The 16304-nt window shown below is 66.1% G+C and carries 12 protein-coding genes; 10 read left to right on the top strand and 2 right to left on the bottom strand.

Translation table 11 applies throughout. From position 1 onward, the window contains the following. The first annotated feature begins 96 nt into the window (after positions 1–96). The 8 genes from SKED_RS01375 to SKED_RS01410 all read left to right on the top strand — a co-directional run bounded on the left by SKED_RS01375 (position 97) and on the right by SKED_RS01410 (position 10915). A complete protein-coding gene (locus SKED_RS01375) occupies positions 97–1122 on the top strand; it encodes a LacI family DNA-binding transcriptional regulator (protein ID WP_012865318.1) in 1026 nt (341 codons plus the stop codon). After that, positions 1119–2123 (top strand): LacI family DNA-binding transcriptional regulator, encoded by a 1005-nt coding sequence (locus tag SKED_RS01380; RefSeq protein WP_012865319.1) that lies wholly within the window; start codon positions 1119–1121, stop codon positions 2121–2123. The genes SKED_RS01375 and SKED_RS01380 overlap by 4 nt, the downstream gene beginning before the upstream one ends. A gap of 218 nt (positions 2124–2341) precedes the next feature. Next, the gene (locus tag SKED_RS01385) at positions 2342–4273 is read left to right on the top strand and encodes a glycoside hydrolase family 127 protein (RefSeq protein WP_012865320.1); all 1932 of its coding nucleotides are present in this window, start codon (positions 2342–2344) and stop codon (positions 4271–4273) included. A gap of 212 nt (positions 4274–4485) precedes the next feature. Continuing rightward, a complete protein-coding gene (locus SKED_RS01390) occupies positions 4486–6099 on the top strand; it encodes an ABC transporter substrate-binding protein (protein WP_012865321.1) in 1614 nt (537 codons plus the stop codon). A 9-nt stretch (positions 6100–6108) separates the two neighbouring features. After that, positions 6109–7083, top strand: a complete 975-nt coding sequence (locus SKED_RS01395) for an ABC transporter permease (RefSeq protein ID WP_012865322.1) — start codon at positions 6109–6111, stop codon at positions 7081–7083. Between the two features lie 10 nt (positions 7084–7093). Continuing rightward, positions 7094–8002: a carbohydrate ABC transporter permease gene (locus SKED_RS01400; protein WP_012865323.1), complete on the top strand. Its 909-nt coding sequence runs from the start codon at positions 7094–7096 to the stop codon at positions 8000–8002. Then, positions 7999–8850 carry a YesL family protein gene (locus SKED_RS01405; protein WP_012865324.1) on the top strand — a complete coding sequence of 284 codons (852 nt, stop codon included), beginning with the start codon at positions 7999–8001 and terminating at the stop codon, positions 8848–8850. Before SKED_RS01400 ends, SKED_RS01405 begins: the two co-directional genes overlap by 4 nt. Continuing rightward, complete coding sequence (locus SKED_RS01410) at positions 8843–10915, top strand: glycoside hydrolase family 31 protein (protein WP_012865325.1); 2073 nt, start codon at positions 8843–8845, stop codon at positions 10913–10915. The genes SKED_RS01405 and SKED_RS01410 overlap by 8 nt, the downstream gene beginning before the upstream one ends. Positions 10916–11258: 343 nt before the next feature. Here the strand turns inward: SKED_RS01410 and SKED_RS01415 are convergent, their stop codons facing one another. Continuing rightward, complete coding sequence (locus SKED_RS01415) at positions 11259–14003, bottom strand: ATP-dependent DNA helicase (protein ID WP_012865326.1); 2745 nt, start codon at positions 14001–14003, stop codon at positions 11259–11261. A gap of 353 nt (positions 14004–14356) precedes the next feature. Between SKED_RS01415 and SKED_RS19870 the strand changes: the two genes are divergently transcribed. Beyond that, on the top strand, positions 14357–14566 hold the full coding sequence (locus SKED_RS19870) for a hypothetical protein (protein WP_143755612.1): 210 nt from the start codon (positions 14357–14359) through the stop codon (positions 14564–14566). Positions 14567–14618: 52 nt separating this feature from the next. After that, the gene (locus SKED_RS01420; protein WP_012865328.1) at positions 14619–15101 is read left to right on the top strand and encodes a hypothetical protein; all 483 of its coding nucleotides are present in this window, start codon (positions 14619–14621) and stop codon (positions 15099–15101) included. A 15-nt stretch (positions 15102–15116) separates the two neighbouring features. On the opposite strand, the gene SKED_RS20815 is transcribed toward SKED_RS01420, so the two are convergent. Further along, entirely contained in the window at positions 15117–16304 is a 1188-nt protein-coding gene (locus SKED_RS20815) for an HNH endonuclease (RefSeq protein WP_012865329.1), read from the bottom strand.

Genomic DNA, 16304 nt, shown 5'->3' on the forward strand with positions numbered 1-16304 from the left:
CCCCGGGGCCGGCGAGCGGCATGCTCCCCACCCGACCGCCGTCTCACCCGCACCCACCCCACGCCGTCGCCCCTGCTCAGCCCTACGATGGAGCCCATGGCAGCGACGATGCGCGATGTTGCGGCGTTGGCCGGGGTGTCCGTGAAGACCGTGTCGCGTGTCGTCAACCTCGAGCCGCACACCCGCCCCGAGGTGGTCCGCCGCGTCCGCGCGGCCATCGCCGAGCTCGAGTGGGTCCCCAACGGCAGCGCCCGCACGCTGCGCACCGGGCGGACCGGCGTGATCGGCGTCGGCGTCCCCGAGCTGCGCCGCCCGTACCTGTCGATGATCACCGAGGCCGTCGTCTCCGAGCTCAACCGCCGCGGGCTCCAGGCGACCGTCGAGCCCACGCACGACCAGCCCGACCGCCTCGCCGCGCTGCTCGCCGCCCGCGGGCGGCTCTACGACGGGATCGTCCTCATCGGCCCGGCGGCCGACCACCCCACCGACCACCCCGGCGACCCGGACCGCCCGTCCGACGTCCTCGCGGGCCTGCGCCCGACCGACCCCGTGGTCCTGGTGCACCACGAGCCGACCGTCACGGTCGACTCGGTCGACTCCGACCTCGTCGAGGCCGCGTCGCTCGTCGCCCGGCACCTCGTGGTGATGGGGCGCTCGCGTCCGGCGCTCGTCGGGCAGGACCGGACGCGCCAGGGCAACCACGCGATGACCGCCGCCCTGGCTGCCGCGGGGATCGCGCCGGCGGTCCCGCGGGTCGACGGCGTGGTCGGGAGGGCCGACGGTGCACGCGCCGCCCGCGACCTCCTCGCCCGGGCGCCCGAGACGGACGCGCTGCTCTGCGGCAGCGACGAGCTCGCCCTCGGCGCGCTCTACGCGCTCGTCGAGGCCGGGGTCGCCGTGCCCGACGACGTCGCGATCATCGGCTTCGACAACCTCGACGACGCGTCCTTCTCGACGCCGTCGCTCACCACGGTCGACCCCGGGGCGGCCCGGCTCGCCCGCTCCGCCGTCGAGCTGCTCGCCGACAGGCTCGCAGGCACCGGCGGCGAGACGGCCCGCCGCGTCATCTCGCCGGTCGAGCTGGTGCGCCGCGAGTCGACGCTCGGGGCGGGGCTCCGATGAGGCGGCCCACGCTCGCCGACGTCGCGGCAGTCGCGGGCGTCTCGGCCAAGAGCGTCTCGAACGTGCTGCTCGAGCGGCCCGGCGTCTCGCCCGCGACGCGCGAGCGCGTCCAGGCGGCCGTGGCCGAGGTCGGCTACGTGGTGAACCAGGCGGGGCGCGGCCTGGTGTCCGGGCGCACGGGCCGCGTCGCCGTCGTGGTGCCGATGCTCTACCAGCCGTACTTCGCGGAGATGGCCGAGCGGGCGATCCTCGCCCTCGAGGCGCACGGCTACACGACGACGCTGCGCATCGCCCCGGACATCGAGGCCGAGCGCGCCGCGGTGCTCGGCACCAGCACGCCCGACGTCGACGGGGTCATCATCTGCCCGCACGAGTTCGTCGACGAGATGATCGAGGGCGTGACGCTCAGCCGTCCCGTCGTGCAGCTCGGCGGCAAGCCGATCGACCGGCTGGACTGCGTCGTCATGGGGGAGCGCGAGGGCGCGTACCTCGCGGCGCGTCACCTGCTCGAGTCGGGCCGTCGGCGGATCGCCCTCGTGTGGAACTCGCCCGACGGCGAGCTGCCGTCCGGCGACCGCTACGACGGCTACCGGCAGGCCATCGGGGAGTTCGGCGTCGCGCTCGACCCGTCGCTCTACGCGAGCGGCTCCGATTGGGACCGCCGCACCTCGGGCTACGAGGCGATGGTCGCGCTGCTGCGATCCGGGGTGCGCTTCGACGCGGCGCTGTGCGTCAACGACGCGATCGCCGTAGGAGCGCTGCGCGCGCTGCGCAGCCACGGCCGACGGGTCCCCGAGGACGTCGCCGTGACCGGCTTCGACGCGACCGACGAGGGTGAGTTCACCGTCCCGTCGCTCACCTCGGTCAGCCCCCGCAAGCCCGAGATGGTCGAGCGCGCCGTGTCGATGCTCGTCGAGCGCATGGACGGCCTCGAGGGCCCGGGTCGCCACGTCCACACCGGCGCCGACCTCGTCGTCCGGGACTCGACCACCTCCACCTGACGCCGTCCCATCTCATGCCCGAGGCGCGCCCACGCGCCCCTCTAGGGAGGGCTGTGCGCACGCGCCACGAGCATGAGGGCGGGCGCGCTCGGTGTGGTTGCGCGCGGTGGGTCTCGGTCTCGTCACGTCTGGATCTCGTTCTTGTCTCATGGTTGACAACGCTGAACCAACGGGTCCAGACTCCAGTCAGCCACTTCAACGATGAAGGACCTGAACCCGTGACAGCTCTTCCTGCTCCCACGACCGCGCCCCTCGCGAGCGCCGCACCGGCACTGCCGGTCGCCGACGTCGCCGCGCACCGCCCGCTCGACCTGCGCTCCGTCCGCCTCACCACCGGGACCCTCGCCGACTGGCAGACGCTCAACGCCGCCGCGACCATCCCGCACTGCATCGAGAACCTCGAGACCTCCGGCGTCATCGACAACCTGCGCCGCGTGGTCGGGGAGTCGGGCGCCGAGTACCGGGGCTTCGTCTTCGCCGACTCGGACCTCTACAAGGTCATCGAGGCCGTCGCGTGGGAGATCGCCCGCACCGGCACCACCGAGCACGACGCCTGGCTCGACAGCGTGATCGGCCTGGTGGGCCGCGCGCAGGAGCCCAGCGGCTACGTCATGAGCTGGATCCAGGGCGTGCACCCGGAGAAGAAGTTCGCCGAGCTCGAGTGGACCCACGAGATGTACGTGCTGGGCCACATGGTCCAGGCGGCCGTCGCCCTCGACCGCGCCAACGGGCGCCACGACCTGCTCGACATCGCCCGGGCGTTCGTCGACCTCGTCGACCGCCGCTTCGGCCCCGGCCGCGACGACGGCATCTGCGGGCACCCCGAGATCGAGACCGCCCTCGTCGAGCTCTACCGCCACACCGGCGAGCAGCGGTACCTCACCCTCGCCGTGCGGATGATCGACCTGCGCGGCACCGGCCTGCTCAAGGTCGGCGGCCTCGGTGCCCGGTACTTCCAGGACCACGCGCCGGTCCGCGAGGCGTCCGACGCCGTCGGGCACGCCGTCCGCCAGCTGTACCTCAACGCCGGGGTCACCGACGCGTTCCTCGAGAACGGCGACGCGACGCTCCTGACCGCGATGGACGCCCAGTGGTCGAGCGTGCACGAGCGCAAGATGTACCTGTCCGGGGCCTTCGGCTCGCGGCACCGCGACGAGGCCTTCGGCGACGACTACGAGCTCCCGAGCGAGCGCGCCTACGCCGAGACCTGCGCGACCATCGCCGACCTGCACTGGACCTGGCGCATGCTGCTCGCCGGCGGCACCGCGGGCACCGCGGCCTACGCCGAGACCATCGAGCGCGAGGTGCACAACGCCCTCGCCGCGTCGATCGACGCCACCGGCACCAAGTTCTTCTACTCCAACCCGCTCCAGCAGCGCCCGGACCGGTTCTCCGAGGAGAACGCCCCGCGCGAGCGCACCCCCTGGTACGCCTGCGCCTGCTGCCCGCCGAACATCGCGCGGACCGTCGCGCAGATGTCGTCGTACGTCGCGTCGACCACCGGCGGTTCGGAGTCTGGCGGAGACGCTCCCGGCGAGCTGTGGCTGCACCAGATCGCCGCCGCGGAAATCGACCTCCCCGGCCACCTCGGCGATGGGGTGCTGCGCGTCGAGACCACGTACCCGGCGGGCGCGACCGTCGAGATCACCGTGCACGGCCGCGTCGAGCCTGGCGCTCGCCTCGCGGTCCGCGTACCGAGCTGGTCGGCAGCGAGCACGCTCACGACGCCCGACGGGCCGGTCGCCGCGGACGACGACGGCTACGCGCACGTCGACCTCGCCGAGGGCGCGACGTACACGCTCGAGCTCGACGTCACCCCACGCTGGACGCGCGGTCACCACAAGGTGGACGCCGTGCGCGGGTGCCTCGCCCTCGAGCGCGGGCCCGTCGTCTTCTGCATCGAGCAGGCCAGCCTGCCCGAGGGAGCGATCGTCGACGACCTCGTCCTCACCGCCGACGCACCCGTCGAGGTCGGGCCGCGCGAGCTGCACGTCACCGTGACCACCGCGTCGGCCACCGGCGGTCTCTACACAGCGCCGGGCGACACGACGTCCGACGCCCAGACCTTCACCGTCCCGGCCATCCCGTTCTCCACCTGGGGCAACGCTGCCCCGGGCGCGATGCGGGTGTGGCTGCCCACCCAGACCTGACGGCCCGGCTCTCCGGGGCCGGTCCGCCGCACCGCACGACCGCTCGACTGCTGGACTGCACGACCACTGACCGCTCGACCGAAGTGCCGCACCGCCGCTGTACCTCTCGACCGTTGTACCTCTGCCGTACCCGCTCAACCCCCGCTGCACCCCACTGCACTGCTGCACACCCACCCGCGCCAGCGTCGGCGCGTGTCTCAAGGAGGAGACCCATGTCCCAGCACCGAAGCGCCCGATCGCGGAAGGCCGCGGTCACCGTGGCATTCATGGCGACGGCGTCCCTGGTCCTGTCCGCCTGCGGCGGGGGAGGCTCCGAGGCCGGCTCCGGCGACGGCAACGAGGTGACGATCCTCGTGACCAAGCACCCGCTCACCAAGCCGATGAGCGAGATGGCCTGGGTCACCGAGCTCGAGGAGAAGGCCGACGTCACGATCCGCTGGGAAGAGGTCTCGGCCGACTGGGACCAGAAGAAGAACCCGCTACTGGCCGCCGGTGACGTGCCCGACCTCATCATCGGCCCGAACGCGATCACCGACTCCGACCTCGCGACCTTCGGCACGCTCTTCGAGGACCTGGGCGACGACATGGAGGCCCTGCCCAACGTGCAGGCGATGTTCGACGAGGTCGACGGTGCGCAGGCCATGGCCACGTCGCTCGAGGGCCCGGTGTACTCGCTGCCGTCGTACAAGCGGTTCTGGCCGCAGGCGATCACGCACCAGTACATCAACCAGCAGTGGCTCGACACCCTCGGCCTCGAGGCCCCGACCACCTGGGACGAGCTGTACGACGTGCTCGTCGCCTTCAAGGAGGGCGACCCCAACGGCAACGGCCAGGCGGACGAGATCCCCCTCGACTTCTCGCCGGTGGGCACCACGGGCTTCGGGTACTTCCAGCCGACGGCGCTGCTCGGCAGCACGGGCATGACCATCTCGGGCGGTGGCGGCTCGGGGATCTTCGTCGAGGACGGCACGGTCGCGAACTTCTTCGTGGACGAGCGCTACAAGGACGTCGTGGCGTTCCTCAACCGCTGCTGGGAGGCCGGGCTCATCAGCGAGGAGGCCTTCACGCAGGACTACTCGACGTACCAGTCGGTGGCTCGCGGCACGGGCGACGAGGCCCGTGTCGGGTTCTCGTGGGGCTGGTCCGGCTCGGACCGCTTCGGCCCAGGCGTGTACGAGCAGTACGCGCCGATGGCACCGCTGATGGCCGAGGCCGGCCAGTCGGCCGACCCGTCGTGGTCCTACGACTACGAGAACCTCACGCGCAACCACCTGACCATGTCGGCGCAGGCGGCCAACAAGGACGCCGTGCTGCGCGTCGTCAACGAGCTGTACAGCGCGGACACCTCCATGCAGGAGCTCTTCGGGGACATCGGACCCAACGTCGAGAAGGTCTCGGACACCGAGTACAAGGTGCTGCCGCCCGCGGACGCGAACCTCGACCCGTCGACGTGGAAGTGGACGTCGTCCCTCGCGGACAACGGGGCGTTCTACATCCGTGAGGACGCCGAGGTCGAGCTGCCGAGCGACCTCGCCGAGGCCGTCGAGGACGCCGTGCCGCTGCAGCCCGCCTTCGACGCGCTCGACGTCGATGCGAACGTGTGGCCCGGACCGTTCATCAAGATGTCGTCCGAGGACCTCAGCACCATCTCGCTCAACAACACCGCGATCTTCGGTGTCGCGATGCCCAAGTTCGCCGAGTGGATCACCTCCGGCGGCGTCGAGGAGCAGTGGGACGACTACGTCGCGCAGCTCGAGACGCTGGGTGTCACGCAGAACGACGAGCTGCACCAGAAGTACTACGACGACTACATCGCGTCGAAGTAGGGGCTCGTCATGGCACTGACGCTGGACAAGCCACCGAAGACCGCGAAGGTGGCGAAGAACGGGAAGCCGACCGGGGCCGGCCCGCGGGTGAAGCGGCACTTCTCGCGGCAGTGGCAGCTGTGGGTCATGCTGCTGCCCGCCATCGGGTTCACCGCGCTGTTCGCCTACGGGCCCATGTACGGGATCCAGCTGGCGTTCCGGGAGTTCGACTTCACCAAGGGGCTCACCGGCGGTGAGTGGGTCGGCCTGAAGTACTTCACCAAGTTCTTCGAGTCGCCCCAGTTCTGGACGCTCATGCGGAACACCGCGACCATCAGCCTCACGACGCTGGTGTTCGGGTTCGTCGCACCGATCATCCTCGCGATCCTGGTCAACCAGGTGATCAGCCGGCGTCGCAAGCGGTTCACGCAGACCGCGACGTACCTGCCGCACTTCATCTCGATCGTCGTGATCGTCGGCATGCTGCAGGTGTTCCTGTCGCCGAGCACGGGCCTCATCACGCGGTTCCTCGGGTTCTTCGGGATCGAGGGGGTCAACTTCCTCGGGAGCACCAGCACCTTCGTGCCGGTGTACGTGATCTCCGAGGTGTGGCAGCACTGCGGGTGGAACTCGATCATCTACCTCGCGGCGCTGGCCGGCGTGAACACGCAGCTGTACGAGGCGGCGCGGATCGACGGGGCCAACAGGTTCCAGGTGATCCGGCACATCGACTTCCCGGCGCTGGTGCCGACGATGGTCGTGCTGCTCATCCTCAACATGGGCGGTGTGCTCAACGCGGGCTTCGAGAAGATCTTCCTCATGCAGAACACGCTGAACCTCCCCGTCTCGGAGGTGATCTCGACCTACGTGTACAAGATCGGGATCATCGGCTCGCAGTTCAGCTACTCCACGGCGATCGGGCTGTTCAACACGGCCATCAACTTCACGTTCTTGGTGATCACCAACCAGATCGCCAAACGCGTCTCCAACACGAGCCTGTGGTGAAGGGAAACCCATGAGCACGCTCACACGCCTGAGGAGCCGCACGCCCGGCGACATCGCCTTCACGGTGCTCGTCTCGGTGTCCCTCGTGGTCATCGTCTTCGTGACGCTGTACCCGATCTACTTCGTCATGATCGCCTCGATCAGCGCACCCGCGCTGGTGCAGTCGGGCGACGTGTCGTTCATCCCCAAGGGCATCAACTGGTTCGGGTACGAGCAGATCCTCAATGACTCCCGCATCTGGAACGGCTACAAGAACACGCTCATCTACACGGTGCTCGGCACGGCCGTGAACATGCTCGTGACGATCCCGGCGGCGTACGCGCTGTCGCGTCGCGACTTCGCGGCCCGTCGTCCGCTCATGCTGTTCTTCGCCTTCACGATGTTCTTCAACGGCGGTCTGATCCCCACGTACATGCTGTACAAGGAGATCGGCCTGCTGAACAACATGTGGGTGTTCATCCTGCCGTCGGCCCTCAACGTCTACAACCTCATCATCGCGAGGGCGTTCTACGAGCACTCGCTGCCCGAGGAGCTCTACGAGGCGGCGACGCTGGACGGGGCCAACCACTTCCAGTTCTTCTTCAAGATGGCGATCCCGCTGTCGAAGGCGATCCTGTCGGTGATCATGCTCTACTACATCGTCCAGCACTGGAACGACTTCTTCACCGGTCTCATCTTCATCCGGGACTACGACAAGCAGCCGCTGCAGATCGTGCTGCGCGACATCCTCATCTCGAACACGGCGTTCGCCGGCGGAGCAGGTGGTGCCGGTGGCACGGGTGGCGGGTACGGGCAGCAGTTCGCGGACCAGATCAAGTACGGCGTCATCGTGGTGTCCACGCTGCCGGTGATCATCCTCTACCCCTTCTTGCAGAAGTACTTCGAGAAGGGCGTCATGATCGGGTCGGTGAAGGGATGAACCGCGTCCTCGGGTGGCACACCCGCATCGGCGACGCCGGTCTGCGGCTCGCGTACCTCCAGCTGCTGTGGATCGTCCACACGCTGCTCGGTGCCGTGGTCTTCGGCGCCTACCCGGCCACTGCTGCGGTCTTCGCGGTGCTGCGCCGGGACCGCATGCAGGCCGACGGGTGGGCCGGCACGGCTGACCGCGGCCCGCTGTGGCGGGAGTTCCATGCCGCGTGGCGGTCGGAGCTGGTGAGCGCCAACGTCATCGGCGTGGTGCTCACCGCGGGGTGGGCGGTGGTCGTCTACGACCACCGCCTGCTCCGGGCCGTCGACATGGGCGTCGCCGGGCCTGCGCTGCAGGGCGCGCTGTGGCTGCTCACGCTGCTGCTGCTCGTCATGAGCTCGACGGTGTTCGTGCTGCACGCGCACTTCGCCGAGAGCCCCGGGCGCATCCTGCGACGCAGCGCGGTGCTCACCATCGCGCGGCCGCTGCTCGCGCTCATGTGCGCGGCGGTGCTCGCCGTCGCGCTCGGCGCGTACTACGTGCTGCCCGGCCTGGGGATCGTGTTCGGGGTCGTCGCCCCGGCCTTCGCGATCGTCGGGTACGTGTGGCAGACGGGCGTGCTGCCGCGCGCGTCCGCCGACGGTCCGGGTGGCGGCGGCTCGGGCGGCACCGAGCCCGGTGCGGACGGCGCCGGGGACGGTGGCGGCCGGGAGGTCACCGCCGGCCCTGCCGACGTCGAGCCTGCTGCTCCGTCGGTGCAGGATGCCCGCGCTGATGCGGAGCTGTCCCTCACCGGTGCTCAGACCAGCTCTACGAGACCTTCCTCTTCGACCCGCAAGGAGTCCGCACGTGCCTGACGCGTTCGTCATCGACACCGACCGTCTGATCTGGAGAGGGAGCGGCGAGACCGTCGTGATCGAGCCCTGGGGGGCCGACTCGGTGCGCGTGCGCGCCGCGCTCGGCGGCCCGGTGGTCGACACCGACTGGGCGTTGTTGCCGCAGGGGGTTGCGGCTGGGCTGGGTGAGTCGGCGGGGCGTGGGTCGGGGGTGAGTGTCACCGTCGACGGGGACGTCGCGACGCTCGTCCACGGCGAGATCCGTGTGGTGGCGACGTCGCGGGAGTACTACGACTGGCAGGCGCAGTACAGCCGGTCGCGGTGCCGGCTCGAGTTCTTCGATTCACGTGGAACCTTGCTCTTCGCCGAGGAGGAGGACGGCGGGGCCCTCAAGCTGCGGGCCCGCGACTACGACGCGCTGCCCGGCGGGACGCACCGCGCGCGAGTGTCGTTCGTCGGTGCGCGCGACGAGAAGCTCTACGGCATGGGGCAGTACCAGCAGGACCTCCTCGACCTCAAGGGGTCGACGGTCGAGCTCGCGCACCGCAACTCGCAGGTGTCCGTGCCCTTTGTCATGTCGAGCGCGGGGTACGGGTTCCTCTGGCACAACCCGGCGATCGGGCGCGCGACCTTCGCGACCAACCGCACCGAGTGGGTGGCCGAGTCGACGACGCAGATCGACTACTGGGTGACCGCCGGCGCCACGCCTGCTGACATCGCGCGGAACTACGCGAATGCCACCGGGCACGCGCCGATGATGCCCGAGCACGGACTTGGGTTCTGGCAGTGCAAGCTCCGGTACTCCTCGCAGGAGGAGCTGCTCACGGTGGCGCGCGAGCACCACCGGCGAGGGCTGCCGATGGACGTGATCGTCGCGGACTTCTTCCACTGGCCCAAGATGGGCGACTTCAGGTTCGAGGACGAGTTCTGGCCGGACCCGGAGGCTATGGTCGCGGAGCTGGCGGGCATGGGCATCGAGCTCATGGTGTCGGTGTGGCCGCAGGTGTCCCTCGAGTCGGAGAACTTCGCCGAGCTCGACCGCCTGGGGTACCTGGTGCGGTCGAACCGGGGTGTGGACATCCAGATGAGCTTCGAAGGACCGAGCCGGTTCCTCGACGTGACCAACCCTGCCGCGCGCGAGTGGCTGTGGGCGAAGCTGCGCGTCAACTATCCGGGCGTCAAGCTGTTCTGGCTCGACGAGGCCGAGCCGGAGTACGCCTTCTTCGAGTTCGGCGCCTACTCGTACTACGCCGGCCAGGTGCTCGAGGTGGGGAACGTCTATCCACAGCTGTTCTCACGGGCTGTGTACGACGGGCAGGTGGCTGACGGGCAGAGCGATCCGGTGAACCTCGTGCGGTGCGCGTGGGCCGGGTCGCAGCGGTACGGGGCGCTCGTGTGGTCGGGAGACATCCACTCGTCCTTCCCGTCGATGCGGCGGCAGGTGACGGCCGGGATCCACATGGGGGTCGCGGGGATCCCGTGGTTCACGACGGACATCGGCGGGTTCGGGGGCGGGCGGGTCGACGACCCCGCATTCCACGAGCTGCTGGTGCGGTGGTTCCAGATGGGGACCTTCATGCCGGTGATGCGGCTGCACGGGGACCGCGGGCCGTCGCACGAGGTGTTGGCTGCTGACGGGAGCCGGCGCTGTAACTCTGGCGCGGACAACGAGCTGTGGTCGTACGGGCACGAGGTCTACGAGATCCTGTCGCGGTACGTGCATCTGCGCGAAGAGATGCGGGAGTACACGCGGGGATTGATGGAGGCTGCGCATGTTGACGGGCAGCCGGTGATGCGGGGGTTGTTCCACGACTTCCCGGAGGATGCTGCGGCGTGGGATGTGGCCGACCAGTTCTTGTACGGGCCGTCGTTGCTGGTGGCTCCGGTGCTGGAGGCTGGGGCGAGGACGCGGCGGGTGTACCTGCCGGCGGGGGCGTCGTGGACGTCGCTGGCGACGGGGGAGCGGTATGACGGTGGGGTGTGGGTCGAGGTCGACGCGCCGCTCGACGTCATCCCGGTGTTCGCGCGGGACTCGGCGCTCGCGGAGCTGGTCCGGACAATCGGTACCGAAGCTCCAATCCATTGAGTGCAAATTAGCGACCCTACGGTCACAGCGGCAAGCGCTCAAGCCTACGATCAGGCAGTTCAGTCATGAATGGAGGTGAGCGGTACGCGACGTTGAAAGACTCGACTGCAGAGTCGGCCCGACGCTGCATACTTCGGCTCCGTAAGTGCGGCCTATGTGAGGAACAAGCTTGCAGGGGCCGGTTATGCCTGACTTTTCCTTGTGGCTACCCAGGGCACGGGGTCCCGGAACGCGCTTGAACTCGGATCTTGTCGACCAACAAGCGAGCAGCTTGTGAGGTGCATCGAGGCCCTACTCTCCCCGTCCAGGAGGAGGAGGGGAGTAGGGCAGCCGCACCCGGGAACTAAGGAGCCGTCCGTGCGTTGGCCAACTTCGGGCGCTTCGTTACTTGGAGCAGACCCCGCCGCGCACGGAGAAGATGCTCATCCTTCGAGTTTTCTCTGACCGCCAAACGACCGAGCATGCGTTGCTGAACCTCTGGCGTCCAGAAGATCTCCAGTCGCTCTCGAGCCCGGGTTATCGCTGTGTAGAAGATGGCATGAGAAATGTTCTGCTCGTTCGCATCCGTGATCACGACTTTGACGGAGTCGTACTCTAGGCCTTGGGCCTTATGGATCGCAACCGCATACGCAATCTGGAATGGGATCATGGTCTCCGAGCTGTCGTCGTCCTCGTCGGTGTTGCCACGGTCAAGTACGTCGAACTCGACAATTGAATCTCGAATATATCGAAGCTGTGTCCCGAATACGTCGACCGCAGTGACGTTCCTGTCGATCTCCATCTCGAAGGTTGTGAACCCTGGATGGATAGCGATCGATACGATCCTGCCCTTCAGGTTGTTAAAGATTACGCCTCCGAAGCGGTCCGATTCGTAGAACAGTACGGGATCGCCCGCCTTAAAGGTTGCGCCATCACGGATGACGGGAGGGTTCGGATTGCTTGCCTGCATGAACCTATTTACATTGTTAATACCATAGAGGCCGTCATAGTTGAGGCAGAGAACTACCTCGTTCGGCCTGCGGGGCTGGAAAAGTGTGTCGCCGAGAACCGCTGCGTATCCGTTACGCGCTATCGATTCTTCGATCTTGTCGTCTAGGTTCCTGACGCGTTCCCAGAAGGTGAGCAGCGCCGGGTCGCTTGTCCGGAATGGTCTGGTTAGCTCAAAAACAGACTCCGCCGGGATGTAGGAGCGGATTGTCGAGAACCAATTGCCGAACTCGATTGACTCAATCTGGTAAACGTCTCCGACCAGAACCAGCTTGTCGAAGGACGTGTACTCCAGAACTTTAAGCAAGCTAGCGTTGCTCACGGTGCTGCATTCGTCAATCACCAGCACGTCGTACTTGATTCCGGACTGCCCGCGAGCTGTGTGCGATGCAATGGTGCTGAACGTCGATCCCTCATGGGCGACGCGACGCTTGAGATTGTCAACGGCCGGATTGGTGTGAGCAAGAAAAAGCTTTTTCTCGCCGGTGAAATATTGCGAAATGTGGTTAACCATGGTCGACTTACCCGTGCCGGCCGCTCCGTATATCAGGGCAACCCGTGAGTGCTCGAATAGCGAGGTCAACGCCGCAGATTTCAGCGGATCGTCAAAGGCGTTCGGATTCGCGTTTATCCAATTCAATACATCTTGACTGTGATTGGGCACCCCGGAGGTGCTAAATGCCTGAACCTGCGTAATTATGTCTACTGTTCCGTCTTCATAGCCAGCCATAAAAACGTGGCCTTTGTCGCGAACCAAAGTCCTTGGCGCGTGTTTCGGCGTAGGGGGCAACGCGAGGTTGTACCTCGAAATCAGGGCATCCAGATCACCGATGTGCTCGAGCTCCGTCTCCGGAGTGTAAATGATGCCATTCTGTTCGACGTTCGTGGTCACTTTGTGAGCCAGGAGCTCATGCTCGCGTCCCTCCGACCGGAAAACCTCAGCCAAGTCTGCGAAGCGAGGCTTATGTCTTTTGGGAGAGGTGCAAAGAGGCATGGTGTCGAATGGTCGGCTCTGGGAGCTGACATACAGTCCGGACATCCATGAGTTTGGCGCAGGCTCGTACTGAGCTTTAATCACCTCGTTCCGCATGCGAAGTAAAAGATAGCGGATTAACCTCGAACCCGCCTTGTCCGCTTGAAGTATCTCGCGCGCACTTTCGATCGAGTTAAAAATCAAGGTCGGTGTCTTCGAATCTTTAACAGCCCAATCCCGAACCGCTTTGAATCTCGGTTCGCTCATGTCAACGAGGTCGAGAAGGCTCGAGCGAGTCTGTGTGAGATACGACATCAGGTTTCGATACTCAGGCTGCGACGTGCGGACATTGCCGGAAGAGCCAGTGAGAAGCGATGAGAAATTTGTCAGCTCGCAAGGACGGATTGAAACGGCCCACGACCGAATCACCGTAATCGGCATGCGCTGCGAAAACACGCTAATCTCCCCTGAGACCAGGTCGAGGCTTGCGGCGTACTTGTCAGTCATGTCGATGTCGGTGAATCCGATATTACGGTCGAATTTGTTCGTTCGATTATGAGCTAGCGAGAATGTGATCTCGTAGTAGATTCGACCACCCACAAAGAAGGGGCGGGAGCTGTGGACGTAGTATCGTGCGGTTCTCGGGTCACCCACAGGCGAGCTTTGAACCTGATCCACGAGTGCAGCGATCTTCTCTTGATAATCGCGCATTGCCGAATCGATGTTAATTGGGAATTGTTGAAGATTTTGAAGGATTTCTTGCTGGAATTCTGTCCTTGACAGGTCGCGAACCCTCAGCAAGTACTCGTAGTACTTCAACATGAGGCGCTCGGACGGATCCTTGTCTAGCGTGTAATGGGATGTGCTGGCTTGCAGTTGTCCGTGAAGTCGACTCAGTATCCGAAATCGACTTGTTGCGCGGCAATAATCAACCGCCGGACCTAATTCGTTGTAGTCGTAGTCTTTGGAGCCGTCGGACTTGAAGGCCCAGAGCATCAAGCCCTCCGTCAGGTTGCGTAATTGGCTCAGCATGTTCTGAGCGAGGAGACCTCGATCCGCTGAATGCGCCTCAATGTTCTGCTCAATAACGTTGCTTGCGCTTCGTACCTGGTCATGGATTGATGCCACAATGTTGCCCCACTGCCGTAGAAGACTCGAGATCTGAGGGCGGAGATTGGGTCGACGCCCTTGGGACAGGGTAGTGCGGAATGGGTGTATTGGGAACAGGGCGCTGCTGGTTTGTACAAGTCTCGTGGATGAACTATTTGGCAGAACAGGCTTTCAGCATAAGTCGACCAAAGCGCACGTTACCCCCGCAAGTTCTAGGCCACGCGTATCGTTCGAACGAGGCCGACAGGGAGAGGCGCCCGGGGCGTTGCAAGCTACTGGCCGGGGGCGCAACGCGACCGTTCAGGGTGTCGCCAGGCCGACGGTAAGGGAGGATGTGGGAACCGATCCGCAACGACGCTGAGGAGGACACCATGACGACTAACGCATTCGGTGGACAGGGCGGCTACCCCGTACCCCTGGTCCCCGTGAACCTCAAGGAAGACCAGGACGTCAACCCGCACGCTGACGAGCCTCGGGACGCCTCCGAGGAAGAGGTCAACGAAGAGGCAGCCGTCACCGAGAGCATCGAGTCCCCGGAGAACGACGCGGCGATCGAGAACCTGAAGGCCGACGACAAGTAGATCTGGTTGACGGTCGCGGACCACGCGTCCGCAGCTCGGTACCGTGAGCCGCATGCGATCCCCCTGCGATGCCGACTCCCTCGAGCACCAGGGGGATCGCTACGCTCTGGCGCTCTCTGCGGCTCGTGCCATCGTCGGGGCCGAGACGGTCAACGGGCCGAACGCGTCGGGGACATCTCATCTCAGCCCTGCGCTCGAAGAGCGGTTCACCGAAGGGGAGTGCGATCTCCTTTCGGATGCTCTGCACGAGGTGACCGGATTGCCGGTCGTAGCCGTCGGAGACGGGGACGGCGGAGTCGTTGGATGGGTCCATGCAGGTGTGCGGATGCCATCGGGCGACATACTTGACGCCCGCGGTGCCCATGACCCTCTGACGTGGCTAGACGATTGGGCGCCGTTCGTCGATGCCTATGGTGAAGACCTGGAGGGCTACGACGCAGAGAGCGTCGAGGTCTCCTCCGCTGAGATCTACGGATGGCGGGAGAGATGGCCTCATCTGATGTCAGACACGCCTTCCGAGAACCGCACGTCGTAGGTCTGGCGGCGACCGTCAGACCGCGGATCCTTCGGTCACGTCCAGCCGGCTCCGGTCATGCGCAGCCTGCGCGATCCGACGGAGCTCCTTCTCCCAGCGCTTCGCGTGCTGCCCTCGAGTCTTCGCCGCATGGCAGTTCGGGCACAAGGCCACCATGTTGAGTGGGTGGTCTGCTCCGCCCTGCGAGAGCTCGACGATGTGGTCGACGTCGAGGATGGGCATCCCCTTGCGGTTGAGTTCGGCAGGCATGCCCGTGCACCGCTCCGACTCACACTGACCAGCCGATCGGATCAGGACCGCACGGCGAGCCGCGTACTGCCGTTGATAGGCGATTCTGCTTACGGTCTGAGGTTCCGTCGTGCGCTCTAGGTCAGCGAGACGTCGAACGAGCTCACCGTACGTCGGCGAGGGACTGACCTCCGCAGCGCCGGCGACTTCTTCGCGAGTCAACGGCGTCACAGTGCGCGCGAGCCTTGCGGGTTCGGGCCACTCTTGGGGGTCAGTGCTGGGAACTGGCGTGAGCCGCCAGTCGATCTCCAGACGCTCTTGCCCGTCCGTGCCGACCCCTTCGACCCAGACGCGGTTCTCGACCACGACCCAGCACTCGAACGTGAACTCGCCGCCCTTGGGCCGATGCCAGAAGCGCGCCGGCGTACCGGAGGTCCGAGCCTCTTCGATGAGGCGATTGGCCCGGTAGTCGACCCGCTGGTCCCCAACTTGCCCCTGGCCCCGGTATCCGAAGGTCTCGGTCAGAGAGGGAGACTCGTCTGCGTAGGGTCCGCTCGCGTCGGAGAAGAGATTAACGATGTCCTCTCCGGGGAACCGGATGGGCCCAGCCATCATGTCTCCGCCGAATGCAGCCCTGACAGCCGCGCGATCGCGATACCGGGCGCCACGGAGTGGTGGCTTGACCTGCGCGCGTGTCACGACGGTGAACCCAAGGCTTCGGAGCACGCGGACAGCCCCGGAGATCCCACCGGTGAAGTCGTCCGGGCCGAGCCGCTGAGCGGCAGGGTGTTGAAGAGCCAACGCAGCAGCCACCACAGGCTTGCTGTCGATCAGGTCCCCGCCATCGAGGATGAAGTAGTCCCGAGACTCTCCGAAGCCGTATCGGTCGAGGAAGTCCCCCCGGCCCAGCCGGCGGAACTCGCTGATCGCACCCTCAACAGCGGTTGACTCAGTCAGGTCAGACAGGCGTGCCAC

Source organism: Sanguibacter keddieii DSM 10542 (genome assembly GCF_000024925.1).
In the GTDB taxonomy this organism is placed as follows: Bacteria; Actinomycetota; Actinomycetes; order Actinomycetales; family Cellulomonadaceae; genus Sanguibacter; species Sanguibacter keddieii.

Excerpts from the sequence above, each read along its gene's own strand:
- SKED_RS01375 (WP_012865318.1), top strand. The coding sequence starts at position 97 with ATGGCAGCGACGATGCGCGATGTTGCGGCGTTGGCCGGGGTGTCCGTG.
- SKED_RS01380 (WP_012865319.1), top strand. The coding sequence starts at position 1,119 with ATGAGGCGGCCCACGCTCGCCGACGTCGCGGCAGTCGCGGGCGTCTCG.
- SKED_RS01390 (WP_012865321.1), top strand. The coding sequence starts at position 4,486 with ATGTCCCAGCACCGAAGCGCCCGATCGCGGAAGGCCGCGGTCACCGTG.
- SKED_RS01395 (WP_012865322.1), top strand. The coding sequence starts at position 6,109 with ATGGCACTGACGCTGGACAAGCCACCGAAGACCGCGAAGGTGGCGAAG.
- SKED_RS01400 (WP_012865323.1), top strand. The coding sequence starts at position 7,094 with ATGAGCACGCTCACACGCCTGAGGAGCCGCACGCCCGGCGACATCGCC.
- SKED_RS01405 (WP_012865324.1), top strand. The coding sequence starts at position 7,999 with ATGAACCGCGTCCTCGGGTGGCACACCCGCATCGGCGACGCCGGTCTG.
- SKED_RS19870 (WP_143755612.1), top strand. The coding sequence starts at position 14,357 with ATGACGACTAACGCATTCGGTGGACAGGGCGGCTACCCCGTACCCCTG.
- SKED_RS01420 (WP_012865328.1), top strand. The coding sequence starts at position 14,619 with ATGCGATCCCCCTGCGATGCCGACTCCCTCGAGCACCAGGGGGATCGC.